General features: G+C 33.4%; 20 protein-coding genes and 1 other annotated feature. Of the genes, 5 read left to right on the forward strand and 15 right to left on the reverse strand.

Annotated elements, in window-relative coordinates:
• Positions 1-78: 78 nt before the first annotated feature.
• From Q0977_RS02175 to ezrA, 11 genes are all read right to left on the reverse strand, one after another.
• Complete coding sequence (locus Q0977_RS02175; RefSeq protein ID WP_124217764.1) at positions 79-1,020, reverse strand: class I SAM-dependent methyltransferase; 942 nt, start codon at positions 1,018-1,020, stop codon at positions 79-81.
• A 77-nt stretch (positions 1,021-1,097) separates the two neighbouring features.
• On the reverse strand, positions 1,098-1,604 hold the full coding sequence (gene tpx / locus Q0977_RS02180; RefSeq protein ID WP_299510194.1) for a thiol peroxidase: 507 nt from the start codon (positions 1,602-1,604) through the stop codon (positions 1,098-1,100).
• A 98-nt stretch (positions 1,605-1,702) separates the two neighbouring features.
• Positions 1,703-2,251 (reverse strand): RDD family protein, encoded by a 549-nt coding sequence (locus tag Q0977_RS02185; RefSeq protein ID WP_233548029.1) that lies wholly within the window; start codon positions 2,249-2,251, stop codon positions 1,703-1,705.
• 14 nt (positions 2,252-2,265) lie between these two features.
• Entirely contained in the window at positions 2,266-3,276 is a 1,011-nt protein-coding gene (sppA, locus tag Q0977_RS02190; protein WP_119415092.1) for a signal peptide peptidase SppA, read from the reverse strand.
• Positions 3,277-3,320: 44 nt separating this feature from the next.
• The gene (rarD, locus tag Q0977_RS02195; RefSeq protein WP_299510197.1) at positions 3,321-4,241 is read right to left on the reverse strand and encodes an EamA family transporter RarD; all 921 of its coding nucleotides are present in this window, start codon (positions 4,239-4,241) and stop codon (positions 3,321-3,323) included.
• 213 nt (positions 4,242-4,454) lie between these two features.
• Positions 4,455-6,035, reverse strand: coding sequence for an acyl-CoA synthetase MbcS (locus Q0977_RS02200; RefSeq protein ID WP_119415090.1), 1,581 nt, complete (start codon positions 6,033-6,035; stop codon positions 4,455-4,457).
• 266 nt (positions 6,036-6,301) lie between these two features.
• Positions 6,302-6,502: an alpha/beta-type small acid-soluble spore protein gene (locus Q0977_RS02205; protein WP_119415089.1), complete on the reverse strand. Its 201-nt coding sequence runs from the start codon at positions 6,500-6,502 to the stop codon at positions 6,302-6,304.
• 243 nt (positions 6,503-6,745) lie between these two features.
• The gene (locus Q0977_RS02210; protein ID WP_119415088.1) at positions 6,746-6,949 is read right to left on the reverse strand and encodes an alpha/beta-type small acid-soluble spore protein; all 204 of its coding nucleotides are present in this window, start codon (positions 6,947-6,949) and stop codon (positions 6,746-6,748) included.
• A 79-nt stretch (positions 6,950-7,028) separates the two neighbouring features.
• The gene (gene thiI / locus Q0977_RS02215) at positions 7,029-8,231 is read right to left on the reverse strand and encodes a tRNA uracil 4-sulfurtransferase ThiI (protein ID WP_119415087.1); all 1,203 of its coding nucleotides are present in this window, start codon (positions 8,229-8,231) and stop codon (positions 7,029-7,031) included.
• A gap of 4 nt (positions 8,232-8,235) precedes the next feature.
• Entirely contained in the window at positions 8,236-9,372 is a 1,137-nt protein-coding gene (locus tag Q0977_RS02220; RefSeq protein WP_299510201.1) for a cysteine desulfurase family protein, read from the reverse strand.
• A 76-nt stretch (positions 9,373-9,448) separates the two neighbouring features.
• Entirely contained in the window at positions 9,449-11,140 is a 1,692-nt protein-coding gene (ezrA, locus tag Q0977_RS02225) for a septation ring formation regulator EzrA (RefSeq protein ID WP_124217765.1), read from the reverse strand.
• Positions 11,141-11,288: 148 nt separating this feature from the next.
• Between ezrA and hisJ the strand changes: the two genes are divergently transcribed.
• Together hisJ and Q0977_RS02235 are read left to right on the forward strand one after the other, a co-directional pair.
• Positions 11,289-12,089, forward strand: coding sequence for a histidinol-phosphatase HisJ (hisJ, locus tag Q0977_RS02230; protein ID WP_299510204.1), 801 nt, complete (start codon positions 11,289-11,291; stop codon positions 12,087-12,089).
• Positions 12,090-12,120: 31 nt separating this feature from the next.
• Positions 12,121-12,594: a GAF domain-containing protein gene (locus tag Q0977_RS02235; protein ID WP_299510206.1), complete on the forward strand. Its 474-nt coding sequence runs from the start codon at positions 12,121-12,123 to the stop codon at positions 12,592-12,594.
• Between the two features lie 162 nt (positions 12,595-12,756).
• Here the strand turns inward: Q0977_RS02235 and Q0977_RS02240 are convergent, their stop codons facing one another.
• Positions 12,757-14,643, reverse strand: a complete 1,887-nt coding sequence (locus Q0977_RS02240; protein ID WP_164489571.1) for a sensor domain-containing diguanylate cyclase — start codon at positions 14,641-14,643, stop codon at positions 12,757-12,759.
• Between the two features lie 540 nt (positions 14,644-15,183).
• Between Q0977_RS02240 and rpsD the strand changes: the two genes are divergently transcribed.
• A complete protein-coding gene (rpsD, locus tag Q0977_RS02245; RefSeq protein ID WP_119415081.1) occupies positions 15,184-15,786 on the forward strand; it encodes a 30S ribosomal protein S4 in 603 nt (200 codons plus the stop codon).
• A 247-nt stretch (positions 15,787-16,033) separates the two neighbouring features.
• On the forward strand, positions 16,034-16,336 hold the full coding sequence (locus tag Q0977_RS02250) for a CotD family spore coat protein (RefSeq protein ID WP_255416303.1): 303 nt from the start codon (positions 16,034-16,036) through the stop codon (positions 16,334-16,336).
• 176 nt (positions 16,337-16,512) lie between these two features.
• Here the strand turns inward: Q0977_RS02250 and Q0977_RS02255 are convergent, their stop codons facing one another.
• Positions 16,513-16,809 (reverse strand): rhodanese-like domain-containing protein, encoded by a 297-nt coding sequence (locus Q0977_RS02255; RefSeq protein WP_299510210.1) that lies wholly within the window; start codon positions 16,807-16,809, stop codon positions 16,513-16,515.
• A 116-nt stretch (positions 16,810-16,925) separates the two neighbouring features.
• The gene (locus tag Q0977_RS02260) at positions 16,926-17,189 is read right to left on the reverse strand and encodes a metal-sensitive transcriptional regulator (RefSeq protein WP_299510212.1); all 264 of its coding nucleotides are present in this window, start codon (positions 17,187-17,189) and stop codon (positions 16,926-16,928) included.
• Positions 17,190-17,364: 175 nt separating this feature from the next.
• Here Q0977_RS02260 and Q0977_RS02265 point away from each other — a divergent pair, with 175 nt between their 5' ends.
• Positions 17,365-17,613, forward strand: coding sequence for a glutaredoxin domain-containing protein (locus Q0977_RS02265; protein WP_299510214.1), 249 nt, complete (start codon positions 17,365-17,367; stop codon positions 17,611-17,613).
• 167 nt (positions 17,614-17,780) lie between these two features.
• On the opposite strand, the gene tyrS is transcribed toward Q0977_RS02265, so the two are convergent.
• Entirely contained in the window at positions 17,781-19,049 is a 1,269-nt protein-coding gene (tyrS, locus tag Q0977_RS02270) for a tyrosine--tRNA ligase (protein WP_299510216.1), read from the reverse strand.
• Between the two features lie 89 nt (positions 19,050-19,138).
• Positions 19,139-19,341, reverse strand: a binding site (T-box leader).
• Positions 19,342-19,672 lie beyond the last annotated feature (331 nt).

Genomic DNA, 19,672 nt, shown 5'->3' on the forward strand with positions numbered 1-19,672 from the left:
AAAGCTTACAGATCATGTTACATTGTCTGTAAGCTTTTATTATGTCGGTATTTAACAATAAACGGAAACATTCTTCTGTTAAAATTTCTTTTGTTCTTTTTTCCATTTTCTAACTTTTGCAAAGAAAAGTTCTAATGCTTTTATGTTTTTCATATTAGGAACTTTTGCAAGCAATACTTCTTTTACTGCTTCACCTGTATCATTTTTCTTTTGCAATATAAATAAGCTTTTTGCATGTGCTTTGTTTGAAAATAGCTCTTCAGGTAATTGTACGACTGCTTGTATCCAAGCTTTTGAAGTGATTAATTTGTTTAAAATAGAAGATTGTTCAGACTCAAATATATGGTCTGGTACTAAAAAGAAAAGGTAACCGCCATCTTTTACATATTTTAATGATTGTTCAATAAATAAATGATGAGCATATGTCATCCCTTCAGATGATTTGACCTCATATTGCTTTGCAACTTCATCATTCGGATAATATCCAACCGGCAAATCACAAATTACGGCATCAACTGGATCAATCAATAAATTTTCTAATGCATCTTGGCAATACAAAGAAATAGGTTGCTTTTCTAATTCGCCTGATGCAGCTGCAAGTTGAATTAACAAGTCATCAATTTCTACGCCGGTTCCTTCAATTTTATCTCCTACTAAATTCATAACTGTTAATAATAAATTCCCTGTACCAATTGCTGGGTCTAGCACAGTAATTTTCTCATCAGATTTGAATTCCTTTTCGTAAAATTGTTCAACAAAATAGCCTAATAATAGCCCAAGTGAATCTGGCGTCATTTGGTGATTAGGCTGTGCACTTTTACGCATTCCCTTTAAAATTGCCAACTGGATGGCCTTACGAATTTCCTCTTTAGAAAGTTCGTTAATACTAGGTTTTCTATCTCCATCTAACCATGTATTTAATGTTTCAAGAACACCTTCTAAGTAAGTAATATTATGTTCTTTTGCCACTTCTTCTGAATATTCATCGATAAAAGAAAATAATTTTTCAATAGTTTCCATTTTTTTCTCCCTCAAAACTGAAACCCACTCAATCCTACTCGAGTGGGTTTCATATTATTTCCTGACATCAAGTTAACTTATTTAGTAAGTGATTTAACAGCAGCTAATGCGCTATCATAATCCGGATGGTTTGTACCTTCAGATACATACTCAACATAAGAAACTTTGCCATCTTTATCAATAACAAAGACAGAACGAGCAAGTAAACGTAATTCTTTCATATGGACACCGTATGCATCTCCAAATGATAAGTCACGATGATCTGATAAAGTGTGGACGTTTTCGATGCCATTTGCACCGCACCAACGTTTTTGCGCAAAAGGAAGATCACATGAAATTGTTAAGATTACAACATCTTCTCCTAATGCAGTAGCTTCCTCATTAAAACGACGTGTTTGTGCATCACATACACCTGTGTCTAATGATGGAACAACACTAATTAAAATAGTTTTACCTTCAAAATCAGATAAATGTTTTTCTGTTAAGTCTGTAGATAATACAGTAAAATCAGGTGCTTTGTCACCTACTTTAATTTCTGGTCCGACTAATGTTACTGGGTTGTTAATAAATGTTACTTGTACCATTTCAACGCCTCCTCTAAACAATATTACTTGAATCCTTCTCGCCCTTGCAACTTTCACGCCTTATGTTTGTTTTGAATTGTATTTTCTGATTAATTTTCTTAAAATTCCGTTTCTTTTTGTTCCTGTTTAATTTCTACCGCGATTTCTTTTTCTCTTTCCTCAAATGTATTTTCATGCACAACTATTGTATCTGCAATATAGTCATGAATTGCCTTATTACATGGGGTGAACGCAACAATTATATAAAGAATTTTAACTGTAACCGATATAATTCGACCAATACATTCACGGAAGAGCACAGTTCCCCAAGTTAAAGGCTTTTGGTTTTCAGAAACAACTCGAATACCAAGCGCCATTTTCCCTATAGTCTGTCCCCAGAGTTTCGTCATTAAAACAAAATAGATATAAAATATAAAACTAGTAACTGATCCATAAAGGGAAAGATGAAGAATTTCTAAATCCTCCCAACCGATTAACAAAAATAAAGGTTTTACTAATATTGACGTTAGAGAAGAGATAACGATTAAATCAATCAAATATGCCCAAAATCTAGTCCAAAATCCTGCTGTCTTCAATCGGTAATCTTTTACTTTTTTTATTTGCATTGGTTCTGGGCTTAGTGCTCTAACATTAACTGTTTCTGCCATCTTTCTAGCCCTCCTTATTCTTCACCATACAAATACATCATACGAGGTGCACTATTTTTGGTTAACAATTTGGTTATAGCCTCTTTTTCGGCTGAACTACCAACTAATGTATTTACCTTAGAAGATAAAAGTGATGACCAGTCACCTTGCTCTTTATATTCATAAACTTCTGCCCCTTCAAGATCATTGTCTTTCAAAAGAGCTTGAAGCGCGTCTTCGCTATACCCTAGTTTATCGACCAGTCCCGCATCCACAGCTTGTGAGCCATTCATAATGCGACCATCCGCAATTTCTCTTACTTCTTTTTTAGACATGCCACGTCCATCAGCTACCACATTAACAAATCGTTCATACGAATCATTCACCATGTCTTGCAATAATTTACGTTCTGCTGCAGTCATTTCTCTTGAACCATTTAAAATATCTTTATACGGTCCAGTTTTGATAGTATTAAATTCAATACCATATTTTTTAGCTAGTTTACTATAATCCATTCCTTGCATGATTACACCAATAGATCCTGTAATTGTTTCTTCATCAGCAAATATTTGATCTGCAGGGGCAGAAATGTAGTATCCTCCAGAAGCGGCCATAGATCCCATCGAAACATATATAGGTATATTCCGTTCCTTTTTTATTTGCTCTAGTTTTTCATAAATTTGTTTTGATTCGTTCGTACCTCCACCAGGAGAATTGACTTTCAAAAGTACACCTTTTACATTAGAGTCATCTAAAATTTCATCTAACTGCTTTATGAAAAATTGGTGATTGTACGTTTCGGAATTAAATAAAGAAGTCGTTTCTCCAGTATCCTGAATAGTCCCGTTTACTGTTAAAACGGCTACCTTTTTCCCCATATCTCCTTGTTTTATAACCTTTGTATTATATGTAGCATCCATATTAAACGCAGAATTAATCTCTTTCTTAATATCTGATTTAACAAATGACCAAAATATTGTTGTAAATGTAGAAACGACTATTAATATTGCTGCGATTGCCAAAGCAATCCATCGTTTTGCTGTCATTAATCTTCCTCCTTTTTGTTCCATTTATTTATACGATTAAGATTTCAAAACGTTTCATGCTTTTCATGAATTCTGTGTGATTTTTTCACTTCTACTATAGTAGAAATTGAAAAAATCATTAAAGCTAACCATATAAATGAAAATGAAACTAACTCAGTTCCTCCAAATGATTCATGATAAACGACAACACCTAAGATTAACGTCATTGTCGGTGAAATATATTGTATAAAGCCCACTAAGTATAAAGGAATATTTTGAGCCCCTGTTGCAAATAAAATAAGAGGGATAGCCGTCACAATTCCAGTGCCAATTAAAAACAAATTCGTCTTTAAATCGACATGTAAAAACGACATATTTCCCTGGAAATAAAGATAAATATAATACATTAACGCAACAGGCAATATAAACATCGTTTCAATGACTAAGCCCCGAGTTGCATCTAAAACAATTTGTTTTTTCAATAAACCGTATATACCAAAACTCAATGCTAATCCAATAGCAACCCAAGGGATTTGTCCATATGAAACAAATAAGATTAGAACTCCAATTATTGCAAACAAAAACGCAACAATTTGATATTTTGATAATCTTTCTTTTAAGAAAATAATACCTAAAAGAATCGAAATTATAGGATTCATATAATATCCTAAACTTGTTTGTACTATATGGTTATGGTTCACTGTCCAAATATAGATAAACCAGTTAATCGAAACTAAATAGGCAGCAATAAAGAGTAACCAAAACGATCTCTGATTATGCCATAATGCTTTAAAATCTGATACTAATACTTTTCGTTGCTTCAATAACACTACAAATATTAACGTTAAAACAAATGACCAAATTACTCTGCTTGCTAAAATTTCTTCACTAGAAACATGTTCAATCACTTTCCAATAAATAGGGAAAAGACCCCATAAAAAATATGCTCCTATTGATGCAAGTATTCCTTTTTTCTCATCTTGCACATTCCCACCTCAATTTCTAATACACCTATCCCCAAATTATAATTTTTCAACTAATGAATGTAAATATGAAAGAAATTGTTCTAACATTTTATGTTAAGCAAACTCCCCTCACTATCTCGTACATTATTATTTTGATTCATATAAAAAGGCCACCCAAATTGGTGACCTATCTGTATTAATCTTATTCATATAAGAGTTTTTCCTAGTAGCCAATTAAATATTGATTTTATTTTTTTCCTTTTCACGTAATTCCATTCTACGTATTTTACCTGATGACGTTTTTGGTAAGCTATTTACAAACTCTATCGCTCTAGGATATTTATATGGTGCAGTTAGATTCTTCGCGTGTTCCTGTAATTCTTTTATTAATTGTTTGGAAGCTTTCGAAGCATCTTTTAAGACAATAAATGCTTTTACGATATTTCCTCGAACTTCATGTGGACTAGCAACAACTGCGCATTCTTGAACTTCTGGATGCTTAACTAATGCATCCTCTACTTCAAATGGTCCGATAGTATAACCTGAACTTATGATAATATCATCATTTCTCCCCTCGAAGAAGAAATAACCATCTTCATCTTTTTTTGCACGATCTCCAGTTATATAATAATCCCCTCTGAATTGTCTTGCTGTACGTTCAGGATCATTCAAATATTCTTTAAATAGTGCAGGGGTTGATCGATGTACTGCTATATCCCCAACTACTCCTGGAGGGCAAGGTTGTCCATCTTCGTCTACTACATCCACAACATTTCCTGGTGTTGGTTTCCCCATTGCTCCAAGTTTTGTTGGGGCTCCTTTTAAATTTCCAATTAATAACGTATTTTCCGTTTGACCATATCCATCACGAACATCTAGATTGAAATACTTTTTGAAAGTTTTTATTACCTCTTCATTTAATGGTTCACCTGCTGAAACCGCACTTTGTAAAGAAGATAAATTATAATCTGATAGATTATCAACTTTTGCCATTATACGATACTCAGTAGGTGTACAGCATAATACTTGAATTTGATATTCTTGAAGTAATGATAAATATTTGTCTGCATGGAATCTTCCATTGTAAACAAATCCAGTTGCTCCACTTCCCAATACCGATAAAAATGGACTCCAAATCCATTTTTGCCATCCCGGACTAGCAGTTGCCCATACTAAATCACCTTCATGGATATCTAGCCAATGAGCCGCAGCGGTTTTTAGATGAGCGTATGCCCATCCATGAGTATGGACAACTCCTTTTGGATTTCCTGTTGTTCCACTTGTATATGATAAAAAAGCCATATCTTCACTTTTGGTTTTAGCGTTTACAAACTGTTCTGACTCTTTTTCTGCTTCTTGAATCATTTCAATCCATGAGGCATGTCCCTGTCCAATAACGTACTGTTGAACATTTTGTAAATTTTTCACTTGATCAAATTGTTCTAAAAATGGTTCATAAGCAATTACTGCCTTTGCATTACTATGCACTAAACGATAATCTATTTCCTTTGCTCTTAACATTTCAGAACTTGGAATTACTACCAACCCCGCTTTTAATGCAGCCACATATGTAATATAGGCATCAATTAAGCGCGGCACCATAATTAGTACTACATCCCCTTTTTGCAAACCATGTTTTACAAAAACATTCGCCACTTGATTGGCTCTTCTTATTAAAGCGTCATAAGTAATGTAGTCTTTACTGCCAAGCTCATTTTCAAACTTAATAGCAATTTTCTCTGGATTTACTGCAAATTTTTCAATCTCTTCTACTAAATTGTACTCTTCAGGTGCAATTAAATCTTCTCGTTTCATAAAAAATCCCCCCTGAATAACGTTTGGCATTTCACATTAATTATATCCAAAGTGTTGAATCATTACAACCAATTACCAGTACTAAATATTAGTAGTTGGTCTTAACTAATAAATTGAACAATAGTAATTTTTTTATTTTCAAGATAAAAGGATTTCACTCAAATTTAATATATTCAGGGAACAGACAAAACATTAAAAGCCAAGGGAGAATTTTTTAATTTCTCCCTTGGCTTTCTATTTATAGGTGTTAGTTATTTAATTTTTAATTATTTTCCGCTCATTTGTTGTTGAGCCATTGCAACTAGACGCTTCGTAATTTCTCCGCCAACGGATCCGTTAGCACGCGCCGATGCATCTGCTCCAAGACTCACTCCAAATTCTTGTGCGATTTCGTACTTCATTTGATCAACAGCTTGTTGTGCACCACGAACTACTAATTGATTTGAGCTTCTTGAATTGTTTGACATGTGAATCACCTCCTTTGTAAATATAGAATGTGCGATTTAAAAAATATCATACACTGATGTTTTAAAAATTTGAGATATGGATATAAATGAAAGTTAAAAAGCATTTTTTGTTAGTTATAAGAAATAATAAGTGCGTACAATTAAAAAACCCTAATTCAGATTTAAAATAAATTATCCTCTGCTAAAGTGAAAAGCCGAGGAAAAATTCTTTTGAATTCTTCCTCGGCTCTTTTTTTACTTTAGTTATTTAGAATAACCGTTCAGCTGTTGTTCAGCCATTGCAACTAAGCGCTTTGTGATTTCTCCGCCAACGGATCCGTTAGCACGCGCTGATGCATCTGCGCCTAGCTGTACACCAAATTCTTGTGCGATTTCGTACTTCATTTGGTCAATGGCTTGTTTTGCGCCACGAACTTCTAATTGATTTGAACTTGAGTTGTTTGACATGTGAATCACCTCCTTGTGCATATAGAATGTGCTGGAGGTGAAAAAACATACAACAAATATTCAGGAAATATATTCTTATTTAGAGTAGGTCTAGAAATTCATCTGTTTTCTTTTTAGGGAATGTATGAATTTCACGATTTTTAACTGCCTTTTCAATCATTTCATCGAAATTTGTGAAGCTCTCATAATAATTCATCTTTTCTACTCTAGGCTTTGTTTTTGGATTTGCTGGTGTAAATACTGTACAACAATCTTCAAATGGACGAATTGAAGTTTCATACGTACCAATTTTTTGGGCTACTTCAATTATTTCTAATTTATCAAATGTGATTAATGGACGTAAAATAGGTGTAGTAGTCACATCATTAATCGCAGCTAAGCTTTCTAATGTTTGGCTAGCCACTTGTCCAAGATTTTCTCCTGTAACAATTGCTTTCGCATCTATTTCTTTTCGAACGATATCCGCAACTTTCATCATCATTCTTCGAGTAGATGTCATTGTAACATTTTCAGGTACACTACTTTGAATGGTTTGTTGAATTTCAGTAAAAGGTATAACATGTAAGCGGATATTACCACCAAATCGACTGATTTTTTCACATAATTCTTTAACCTTGCCTAAAGATTGATCGCTTGTAAAAGGTGGGCTAAAGAAATGGATTGCTTCTACTCTTACTCCGCGTTTCATCATATAATAAGCTGCAACAGGACTATCAATGCCTCCGGAAAGTAATAATAATGCTTTACCATTTGAACCGATTGGCAAGCCACCTGCACCATGTATGACATCTACCATCATATATACAGCTTTTTCACGAACTTCTACACGAAGTTCAATATCAGGTTTTTTCATTTGAACTGTCATGCCAGGGAGCGTTCCTAATACGTGGCTACCAATAGCTTGTTGAAGTTCATATGTGTCCATAGGGAATTTTTTAAAAGATCTTTTTGCATTTACTTTAAATGTTTTTCCTTTATAATCCATTCCTTTTACAATTTCGACTGCTAATTCTTTCATTGCTTCAATTGTAGGTTCACATTGTGCAACTGGACTAAACGAGTGAATACCGAAAATATGGGGTAATCGTTCAATTAGTTCTTCCATTTCAGTATCTACATTACTGCTCAAATACATGCGGTCACGTTCTGAACGGATTCGCAAATTTGGAATATCAGCGAACGTATAGCGTAAATTTTCTTTTAATCGATTGATGAATAATTTACGGTTACGACCTTTTGTTGTTATTTCTCCGTAACGAATTAAAATTTCATGCCATTTCATTTGGTTAAAACTCCTTTACTTGGTGCATTACTTTAGAAAAAGCTGTTTTAAATGATGCAATATCTTCATCAGAAATTCCTTCACCTAGACTCATACGAATAACACCTTTTTCATAAGATGGTTCAACTTGAATTGCTTTTACTACATGACTAATAGTATGGTCTTTTGATGAACATGCACTTGATGTTGAGATAATAATCCCTTCATGTTGCATCGCATTAACTAGTATTTCCCCTTTTAATCCTTGTACTGCACAACTAATAATATGTGGAGCACCCTGACTACTAGAAAGGACTCTTACATATGGGAACTGTTTAAAGAATTCGTGCAACTCATCTCTCAATTTACTATATTGAGCTGCTTTTTGGGGTTGTTTTTCAGTTGCTAAGCGCACGGCTTTGGCTAATGCAACATCTTGTGGTACTGCTACAGTGCCACTACGAAATCCCATCTCTTGTCCACCACCATGAATAATAGGTTGGATTTTCACCTGTTTACGTAATGCTAAAAAGCCAGTTCCTTTTAAACAATTTATTTTATGACCTGATACAGTAATTGCATCTGGACCATCTTCTCCATTAAATTGTACAGGAATTTTGCCAAAACTTTGGACAGCATCCATATGATAAAATGCACGGCTATTTTGATGCACAATTTTGGCTATTTCTGATACTGGTTGAACAGCACCCATCTCATTATTTACATGCATAATACTAACAACAACCGTATCCTTTGTTAGCTTTTTCTTTAAATCATCTATTAAAATAACACCATTTTCATCTACATTAACATATTCAACGATAAATCCTTCATTTTCTAATGCTTTTGCACTTTCTAAAACAGAAGCATGCTCAATAGCTGACACAAGTATCTTTTTACCACGATGTTTGTTCGCTCTTGCTAATCCTTTAATCGCGAAATTATTGGACTCAGATCCTCCAGATGTGAAAATAATTTGTAGTGGTGATGTTTTTATAATATCTGCAATTTGTTCTCTTGAACGAGATAATAATGTATTTGCTTCAACCCCCATTTGATGAAGAGATGCTGGATTTGCATAAAAACGTTCATTTGCTTGGATAAATGTTTGCAAAACAGCTGGGTCTGGTTTGGTTGTAGCGCTATGATCTAGATAAATCATTGTATTCCCTTCCTTCCAAAAGAAAACCACCAGCACAGAACCGTGCGGTGGCTTAATGCTTTTCTTATTATGAACGTCATACCTCGCTTTTGGCAAGTACCTGAATTTTTTTCATAGAACCTGGTTCAACAGCTTCTACTGCAGTTGCAGCATACTCTAAAGCTTTTGTATAACGCATTTCTCTAAATGCATCTTCTGCCTCTAAAAGTTGTTGGTGCATAGCAGGATTCGAATTTCTATAACGATTGCCATATTGTATAATTCGTTCAATCAATTGTACATTTTCAAGCATTTCAATTGCTGAACTATGTACATCAACAATGCATTTCTCTGCAATTTCAAGATTTTTGTTTACTGTTTCCATATTAAGTGGAATCTCTTGAAGATTATTGACAACAACAAAAATTCTTTCAGCTGCTTCTTCTAATCTTGCATCCATTTCTTCTGGTATCCCAGGTAAATTTGCTTTATGTAGCATACGTTCTGTTTCGTGCAGCAATTTTTTTTGATTATTTAATGTTGCTCTTGCTTTATTCTCATCTATTCGCAAGCTCTTCATACGGTCAGCAAATTGCTCTTGCTCTTCAAATAATTGCTCAATAGATGTTTTTAGTTCTTTTAAAACTTCTTCCATGCTTGAATAAGCTGATTGTTCTTCTTGTACTTCTATAGACAATAATTCATAATTTTGTCGTAAAGATAGTAACTGTTGTTTACAATTGACAGGAACATCTGCTTCTTTTTGAGATATTCGATAACTTTTTTGAACAGTATCAGCTTCTTTTGCTGTTTTTTCTGTAGCTTCAATAGCTGATTCTAGCAACTCTCCAATTTCTGCAAAATTGTTTTCAACGAATCTTTTACCGATAACTTCTTTTTCAAGTGCATCATAAAAAGATTCAATTTCGTCTTTAATCTCAACAACTCTATGTTGAACAGATGCAATATCAAGTTCTGCAATTTTTTGTTTAAACTCAACTAGATTCTCTTCGATACGATCTAATTTCTCCAAAATTTCTAGGTGCGCTAGGAAATAAGATTGTTCTTCCATCTCCCGGTGACCATTACGGATTTCGTGAATATCAGATGGGATTTTATGTTGAATCTCCGTCAATAATGCAGGGATTTCGTTGATTAGTTTAAAGAGTACCTGTCCTTCCTCATTAAGTTTCACAACGATTTCACGTGCGTTTAAATAATTTCCAGAAGCTGTTAACTGATCATATTCTTCGAATTGAGGATTGAACTTCTCTAATCTTTTTTCAATTGGATTTGCTGCTGGTCCATAAGAATATTGATGCGCTAGTAATGTCTTACGTGCAGATCGATATTGTTCTTTTATTTGCTCAATTTCGATTCTATTTCTTTCTTCACTACCGATTAACTCATCTAATTCTTTTAAAATTTTCACCATTTCTTGGTCATACTCTGTGATGCGAGATTCAATTTCCTTTTCAATCTCTGTAGCTTTACCAAAATGAAATTTATCTACTTGTTCTTCAGCATCAAATAAAAGGACATCAATTTTTGGCATTTCTACATCCATAAGCTCTGTCCATTTATTGCGCCAACGCTCGAACATTTCTTCAGTTTGCCCATTCATGTTCAACGCTTTAACTTTTGTTAGCTCTTCTAGCACTGGCTTATTTTGTATCTGTAGTTTCTTTTGGTCAAGTCTTTCAATTTCATTTCTATGTTTCCGACGAAAAATAAAGACAATTGCTAAAATTACACATAGTACGATGATGGTAGGAATGATATACTTCATCGTAAGCCCCCTTGTCCCAAAATCAATTTTTCAGCTTCTAATTATGCTTAATAGTACCATGTTTTTGGGTATTTTGTTTACCCTTTAAAGAGATTTCTTACAAATTTCTCAGTAATTCGACTATTTTTTTTAAATGGAGGGATTTTTTTTGAAAAGAGATGCACATATTCACACCCAATATTGTCCACACGGAACTAATGATACTATAGAAAATTATATCAAAAAAGCTATAAAATTGGGATTCAAAGATATAACTTTTACAGAACATGCACCGTTACCTACTAATTTTGTTGATCCTACACCTGAAAAAGATAGCGGTATGGACCCTCATAAACTAATTTCATATTTAGATGAACTTAATACATTAAAAGAACAATACAAAGAAAACATACATATCCGCATTGGTTTCGAGGTTGACTATATCGTAGGATATGAAACAGAGACGACTAGTTTTTTAAACATAGTAGGCCCTCAAATTGATGATGCAATATTATCAGTACATTTCCTAAAATATAATGATGAATATACATGTATTGATTATTCAGAAGATACTTTTTTAGAATTTGCAAACAAATTAGGTTCTGTTCAAGCAGTATATGATTTATACTATGAAACATTAAAACAATCAATCTCTGCGGATCTTGGAAAATATAAGCCAAAACGAATCGGACATCCTACTTTAATCCACAAATTCCAACTTGCGCACGGAGAATCTATTAATGATGATGAACATATTAAACAAGTTCTACAGCTTATGGCTGACAATCACTGTGAACTAGATGTAAATAGTGCTGGACTTGCAAAGAAATTTTGCAAAGAATCCTACCCTCCACTACCGTATATTCAATATGCAAAATCATTAAATATACCATTGGTTTTTGGTTCAGATGCTCACCAAGTTGCTGATTTGCATCAATTTTATGATGAAATATTTCCATTAAACAACTAATTTTAAAAGACTAATTCGGAGGAAAGATATTATGAACTATAGTAACGATTTAAAAGCAAAATACAATTTATTAGCCAAACAATTAGATGCCTTACTAGCAGGTGAATTTGATAACGTTGCTAATTTAAGTAATGCCTCTGCTCTTCTTAACCAATTCCTAGACAATATTAATTGGTGCGGATTTTATTTATCAAAAAATGATGAGTTACTTTTAGGGCCATTCCAAGGGCTTCCTGCTTGCGTTCACATTCCATTTGGAAAAGGGGTTTGTGGTACTGCTGCCGAATCACAAAAAACAATTGTTGTAGAGGATGTTCATGCATTTCCTGGACATATCGCCTGCGATAGTGCCTCTCAATCTGAAATTGTCGTTCCTATTGTTAAAGAGCAAACACTTTTCGGCGTACTTGATATTGATAGTCCTATTAAGAATCGATTTTCAACAGAAGATCAGGATGGTCTGGAACAATTTGTTACTATCTTGACAAAGCATCTCTATTTGTAAAAGAATTTTTTCTCAGTTGTGCACCATACTAAAAAGTAAAAACCATAGAATCCACATTATTTTGGGTTTCTATGGTTTTTTACTATATAACGCAAATCATCTATATTTGAATTTTGAGAAAATTAATCTTTATAATAATTTTAATAAGTCACGTAAATGATATTATTTTTCTTTTGAATATTCACTATTAAATAAGCAATATCTGTTTTTGCCTGAATTTTTTGCCTTATACAATGCGACATCTGCATTCTGAAATAGCCTTTTATATGAAAGTTTGAAATCATTATGCCATTCTGAAATACCTGAGGATAACGTAACCGATGGTTCTGTTACACTTGGAATTAGATTAATAATGTGATTGACAATTTCAACCGTTTCATTTGCTTTCTTACTCGGTAGATAAATGGCCATTTCCTCTCCACCCCACCGAGCACAAATTCCTTCATCTTGTATACAAAGTTGTAATTGTTCTCCAATTGACTGTAAGATTAAATCACCCATTTGATGTCCAAATGTATCATTAACCATTTTAAAATTATCAATATCTAACAATACGAACGTCCCACAATTATCTTCGCTCATTGAACTTTCAATATAGCGTTCTAAATATTCTCGTGCATACAACTTTGTCAAATGATCGCGGTCTACCATTTCTTGTAATTGTTCACGTAAAAGAATATTTGAAATGGCTAAAGATGAGTGTCTGATGAGCGATTGCATTAATTTAAAACTATCAAATGAAAAATAGTAGGAATCTTGGTGTAAAATTGCACAATATCCCTGTACTTTTTCTCTAACAATAATTGGAACTACCATCATGGAATTATACGGTATTTTTTCTTCGACTAGACTATCAAATTCTGCGACAAACAAAGGATCTACTGAATTACTAAAATGATTTGAAATATAATCGCAGTAAATTTTTGACTCTTTTCGATAAAAGAACGCTGTAGTTCCATTAGCATTTTGAAATTCATCTTCATTTAGTAAAGCAAAACAAATTTCAGAAGGTTCAAATGACCTTTTCAATTGTTTAGTCAGAAAAGATAATATTTCTTCCTTGTTTAACTTCATATTCAATCGTTGGGATGTTTCATTAATCATTTGCAAATCAGAAACTAAACGATGAGATTGATGGTAAAGTTTGGCGTTTTCGAGTGCGTTTCCTGAAGTTTTAGTTAAATGTTGTATAAATCTTTTTTCTCTCGAACTATAACGATATTCAGTTGGAGCAAAAATTTGCAGAACACCATATATTCCCTGCTTTCCTTTAATAGGTGCATTTAAAAGACGATTATTAATATCGGTAGCATGTTCAATCGTCATTTCTCCTGATACAAACGCTTCTATTGTTGATGGACGTTCCAATAAATAATCAAAGACATATACATCTTCTATTTTAATGCGGTCTTGATCATTTGATAATATCAATTTCGAAGGGAATTTCGGGAAAATTCTTTTTACACCATGAATCATTGCTTCTAAAATATGATCAACATCCATTGTTGAATGGAATACTTCAGTCATTTCAAATAGTTCTTGACTTAACTTTTTCTCATAAATAATATTTTGTGTAATTTTTATCATTTTAACTGTATCGCGTAATAGGTTCTCTAGTTCATCAACGAAAGGAGTTTGTGCAAAAGAATTCCATAATGATGATTCTTCTAAAATAATCATCCCTATCTTGTCACAGTTTTCCTTATCACAGTTATCTTTTAATATAAGAACATCACCAGCATAATCAAAATAATGCTTTAATGTGTTAACTAGTCGATTAGGAAAATGATGTCTATGATTTAAATAAGGTTCAACCAATAGAAATGGAATGCCATTGGAAATATAATAGCCATCACTAGAAGTGGATAGCGGATATAATACGTCATTTTCAATGCTTAAATATTCAACTTTATTAATATTAAATTCTTTACTCATGATTCCTTTAAACAATTCTAAATACTCAACTGCAGTAAGTGGTTTCTTAGCATTTTCTATCCACAAATCAAGCATCTGACTTTTAATACTTTGCATTATTTGTAGACTTCGCAACTTTCCATCACCTTTTTTCTTTGATACAGTATGTAAATATTTTTTACTATTCCAGTATACATCAAATGAGTCTTTTAAACTATAAACAATCTGTATTTTTTACATAATAGCATAAATGCCATTATAAATGACTATTAGTTTTATATCTGTGATGTTTATCAACATCTATACCACATGAAAATTTACTAGATATTTTATAGATTTATCCAAACTACCCGTTAAACATTTTGAATTCAACTTATGATTAGAAAAAATCCATCTATATTCCTGCTTTCAAAAAGTAGGAACTCTAGTTATTAATGAAAAAAGTAATTTTCCTTGACACTTGCATTCATAGAAGATAGAATGTAATTTGTGTAAAATAAACGCAGCGGTTGTATGGTTTTATTGCTTCATTTTATTCCTCTACTTATGTAGACGGTGTATTGCGTAACTCTTCGGCTGCAAGAGCGAAGATACATGAAAATAAAATGACAGTGGAGCTAAATACATCTGGTTTTTATTTTATGCCAAATAAAAAACCAATAGGAGGGACTCTAAATGTCTCGTTATACAGGTCCATCTTGGAAACTATCTCGTCGTTTAGGCATTTCTTTAAGCGGTACTGGTAAAGAAATCGAAAAACGTCCATACGCTCCAGGACAACACGGCCCAACTCAACGTAAAAAATTGTCTGAGTACGGCTTACAATTACAAGAAAAACAAAAACTTCGTCATATGTATGGTATGAACGAACGTCAATTCCACAACTTATTCGTTAAAGCTGGTAAAATGAATGGTGTTCATGGTGAAAACTTCATGATCCTTCTTGAAACTCGCTTAGACAACCTTGTTTACCGTCTTGGTTTAGCTCGCACTCGTCGTGCTGCTCGCCAATTAGTAAACCATGGTCACATCTTAGTTGATGGCAAACGCGTTGACATCCCTTCATACAGCGTAAAACCAGGTCAAGTTATTTCTCTTCGTGAAAAATCTCAAAACCTTGATGTTGTAACTGAAGCTATCGAAGTTAACAACTTTGTACCAGAATATCTTTCATTAGACGCTGACAAAAAAGAAGGTACTTTTGTACGTCTTCCAGAACGCAGCGAATTATCTGCTGAAATCAACGAATCATTCATCGTCGAATACTACTCTCGTTAGTCTTCGAGTATTTCAAAAGATATATTTCAAAACCTTGTTTCCGTTTTATACGGTTACAAGGTTTTTTTATGTTCTTAAAACGTATCAATCTAAAATTTTGTTTATTTATAATACAAGTAGGCATACAACTACTTCTATTATCAGGGCTTTCATATGTTATAAATGACAAATACCTTAAAACAAAGGAGGTCATAAAATGCACAACAGAAATTGCGGTCAATTTGGTGAAAGTTGTCATCAAGGAATGATGCCTAATTACTCTCCAAATCAAATGTTTCCAGCTCATATGGGACCAACGCAAACTTTACCAACACAGTATGATCCAGCACGAGTTTCGCCAACAAGAGAAATGGTAAGAACAAACGTTATGAACACAGTAGTTCCACATATTCATCCAAGTCATACTACAACAGTCAATAAGCACGTTATTCACAACCAACATTATTTCCCTCACACAGAGTCCGTAGTAAATGAATGTTATGAAACAAATACTATTTGTGGTATGCCTCAAAAAGGTTGCTGTCATCCACGTCATTGGGGAAGAAGATAATAACTCGGTGCTGATTTCTTTGTAATATTATATTCTTCAACAATGCATCGGCCAGGTTATTTATTGCCTGGCCTGTTAAGTGTATACTATATAAAATCTATATTACTACCTATACAAAAAAGAGCTGCAGACCAGTATTTAATCTGCAACTCACACTATTTTTAGGTATTTACCAATTATTCAATTGGTCCTTCCCAAGCTAACATTCCACCTTCCATGTTAGTAGCATTATATCCGTTTTCCTCTAAAAACGATGTTGCTTGTGCACTTCTGCGTCCAGAGCGGCAAACCATAATATATTCTAGATTTTTATCTAATTCATCTAAATGGAAATCAAGTGTACCTAATGGAATTGTTTGCGCAATACTAATCTTTCCAGTAGCTGTTTCTTCAGGTTCACGAACATCAATAATGTTAATTTCTTGTCCTTCGTCTATTTTTTTTAATACTTCTTCGGGTGTAATAGTTTTCATTTTATTTTTTCTCCTTTTATTATATGGAAATTTAAAAGTTAGTTTTTACCTTTTTAATCGGAAATAGATTTTTAATGATTGTCATACCTAAAAGCTACTCACTTACTTTTATGTTATTATCGACTTTTTACTAGTAGATCTACCGCTTCCTTGATTAGTACTTCTTTATCCTTTCCCTGTGATCGCTCCTCATCTGACATGCAATGTACTAAATTTGTACTTACGATTAAACCAATCGTGCGATCAATAGCAGAACGTGAAGCAGATAATTGAGTCACTACATCTTTGCAGTCTTTTCCCTCATCAATCATTCGAATAACGCCTTTTAACTGTCCTTCTAATCGTTTTAAACGATTTCGAATTTGATCATTGTATTCCATATGTTCACCCCTTACAAACTTTATGTATAACTCGTACCGATATTATCCCCCTTATAGTATAATGTCAAGAATTGAGATAGGAAATAAATACATTGCATTTAAATACCCCTAATAGTATATTGTTCTTAAAATGAAATGTGTATGCATTATTTATTTCACATAAAGGAGAATATTCATGGAATTAGATGTAACAGTATATTCAACAACTAACTGTGGCTATTGCGAACTGATGAAAAATTTCTTAAAAGAACAAAATATAGACTTTAAAGTGGTCAATATTCACAACAATCCCCATATAGCTCAATTTTTGATGGAAAAGACGGGACGCCTTGGCGCTCCACAAACATGCATTAATGGTCAATGGGTACTTGGATATGATCCAAATAATGCCGTGAAAATTATCGAAAAACTAAAAAGCTTATAATATCCCGTTGACCAATACCATATGCATATCTTATTTGTTTATCGATCACTCACTACTTGTTCCTCCAATCCCATTTCTAAATATAAAAGGTGACTCAAAGGTAATAAAAACTTCCTTTAAGCCACCCTTTTTAAATAGAAACCATAGAATGCGTATTCTATAAAGATTTAGTTAAATTTAACCATATGATATTTCTTTTTACCACGTCGGATAATCGCAAATGAATCTTCCATACGATCTTTTGCATCGATTACATAATCTAGATCTTTGACTTTTTCACCATTTACAGAAATGGCGCCGTTTGTAACATCTTCACGAGCTTGGCGTTTAGAAGATGAAATTTTAGCTTCCACTAATAGCTCAACAATATTTTTATCTTCTTTCTTAAGTTCAACGGAAGGAACGCCTGAAAATGCAACTTTCATTTCTTCTGCTGAAAGTGATTTTAAATCTCCAGAGAATAATGCTGCTGTAATACGAAGAGCTTGCTCAAGTCCTTCTTCACCATGAATGAGTTTTGTCATTTCAGATGCAAGTGTTTTTTGAGCTTCACGTAAATGTGGTTCAGTTTCAACTTTTTGCGCTAGCCCTTCTATTTCTTCGCGAGTTAAGAAAGTGAAGATTTTTAAGTATTTTACGACATCTGCATCAGCTGTATTTAACCAGAATTGGTAGAATTCATATGGAGATGTTTTTTCAGGATCTAACCAGATGGCGCCACCAGCTGTTTTCCCGAATTTTGTACCATCAGATTTTGTTACTAACGGAATTGTAATTCCATATGCTTTTGCATCTTCATCATGTGTTTTTCGGATGACTTCAAGACCTGTTGTGATATTCCCCCATTGATCGGAGCCTCCAACTTGAATACGCACGCCATAATGATCGTATAAATGATTGAAATCAATACCTTGGATGATTGTGTAAGTAAATTCAGTAAAAGATAATCCTGTTTCTAAACGTGAAGAAATTGTATCTTTGTTTAACATGTAGTTAATATTAATCAATTTACCGTAGTCACGTAAAAATTCAATTGCACTTAACTTTCCTACCCAACCATAGTTATTCACTAATTGTGCACCATTTTTATCACCAGAAAAATCAAAAATGCGTTCAAGTTGTTTTTTAATACCTGCTACATTATGGTCAATTTGTTCTGTTGTAAGGAGATTACGTTCAGTTGAGCGACCAGATGGATCCCCAATCATACCTGTTGCACCACCTACTAGAAGAATAGGACGATGACCAGCTTTTTGGAAACGACGTAAAGTCAACATAGGGACAATATGACCAATATGCATAGAGTCTGCAGTCGGATCAACTCCCACATAAAGAGAAACCTTTTCCTCGTTTAATAATTTTTCCATTCCTTCAGCATCTGTTTGTTGGTACAACAAACCACGCCATTTTAAATCTTCAATTAGTGCGTTTGTCATTTAAATTTCCTCCTCAAATTTTTTTGATTTCTGCATCTAGGTCTCCTAGAACTTATAAATGAAAATAAAAACGCCCCTACACAACTATGTGCAGGGACGTTAATGTCAAATTTAACGCGGTACCACCCAGCTTGAAGAAAATACTTTTCTTCCGCTTCAATCGCTTTATCGCAGCGGCTACGTTCTCGCTCCAGATGTGTAATTCGCGTCCATACTTTGACTAGCTTTCACCAACCGCTAGCTCTCTATACAGGGAATAGGATCACTACTGCGCATCGTTCAACGCAAGAAAACTATATTAATGACTATTGTACTTCATTTTAAGTAGTTGTCAATAAGTATTATTATTGTCATTTCGTATTATGGTATAATAGACAATATTTTAGAAGGTTATTCAAAAAAATTTTGAAAGTATAGTTATCTTCAGAAAAAAGTGCTTAAATAACGCTGTTGTAGAAAGGAATAATTGCAACAGAATATGTAAAATCTGAACATATAACAAATATATCAATATTGCTATATTTCTATTTTACATTCAATTAGCTTCATGATGATTAATGGCTTAGCTATTAATCATCTGACAAAACATCATAGAATTAGCATTCTTCTAAAACAATAATAAC

The sequence above is a fragment of the uncultured Rummeliibacillus sp. genome, from assembly GCF_934216135.1.
GTDB lineage: Bacteria > Bacillota > Bacilli > Bacillales_A > Planococcaceae > Rummeliibacillus.

Excerpts from the sequence above, each read along its gene's own strand:
- Q0977_RS02175 (WP_124217764.1), bottom strand. The coding sequence starts at position 1,020 with ATGGAAACTATTGAAAAATTATTTTCTTTTATCGATGAATATTCAGAA.
- tpx (WP_299510194.1), bottom strand. The coding sequence starts at position 1,604 with ATGGTACAAGTAACATTTATTAACAACCCAGTAACATTAGTCGGACCA.
- Q0977_RS02185 (WP_233548029.1), bottom strand. The coding sequence starts at position 2,251 with ATGGCAGAAACAGTTAATGTTAGAGCACTAAGCCCAGAACCAATGCAA.
- sppA (WP_119415092.1), bottom strand. The coding sequence starts at position 3,276 with ATGACAGCAAAACGATGGATTGCTTTGGCAATCGCAGCAATATTAATA.
- Q0977_RS02200 (WP_119415090.1), bottom strand. The coding sequence starts at position 6,035 with ATGAAACGAGAAGATTTAATTGCACCTGAAGAGTACAATTTAGTAGAA.
- Q0977_RS02205 (WP_119415089.1), bottom strand. The coding sequence starts at position 6,502 with ATGTCAAACAATTCAAGAAGCTCAAATCAATTAGTAGTTCGTGGTGCA.
- Q0977_RS02210 (WP_119415088.1), bottom strand. The coding sequence starts at position 6,949 with ATGTCAAACAACTCAAGTTCAAATCAATTAGAAGTTCGTGGCGCAAAA.
- thiI (WP_119415087.1), bottom strand. The coding sequence starts at position 8,231 with ATGAAATGGCATGAAATTTTAATTCGTTACGGAGAAATAACAACAAAA.
- Q0977_RS02220 (WP_299510201.1), bottom strand. The coding sequence starts at position 9,372 with ATGATTTATCTAGATCATAGCGCTACAACCAAACCAGACCCAGCTGTT.
- ezrA (WP_124217765.1), bottom strand. The coding sequence starts at position 11,140 with ATGAAGTATATCATTCCTACCATCATCGTACTATGTGTAATTTTAGCA.
- Q0977_RS02235 (WP_299510206.1), top strand. The coding sequence starts at position 12,121 with ATGAACTATAGTAACGATTTAAAAGCAAAATACAATTTATTAGCCAAA.
- rpsD (WP_119415081.1), top strand. The coding sequence starts at position 15,184 with ATGTCTCGTTATACAGGTCCATCTTGGAAACTATCTCGTCGTTTAGGC.
- Q0977_RS02250 (WP_255416303.1), top strand. The coding sequence starts at position 16,034 with ATGCCTAATTACTCTCCAAATCAAATGTTTCCAGCTCATATGGGACCA.
- Q0977_RS02255 (WP_299510210.1), bottom strand. The coding sequence starts at position 16,809 with ATGAAAACTATTACACCCGAAGAAGTATTAAAAAAAATAGACGAAGGA.
- Q0977_RS02260 (WP_299510212.1), bottom strand. The coding sequence starts at position 17,189 with ATGGAATACAATGATCAAATTCGAAATCGTTTAAAACGATTAGAAGGA.
- Q0977_RS02265 (WP_299510214.1), top strand. The coding sequence starts at position 17,365 with ATGGAATTAGATGTAACAGTATATTCAACAACTAACTGTGGCTATTGC.
- tyrS (WP_299510216.1), bottom strand. The coding sequence starts at position 19,049 with ATGACAAACGCACTAATTGAAGATTTAAAATGGCGTGGTTTGTTGTAC.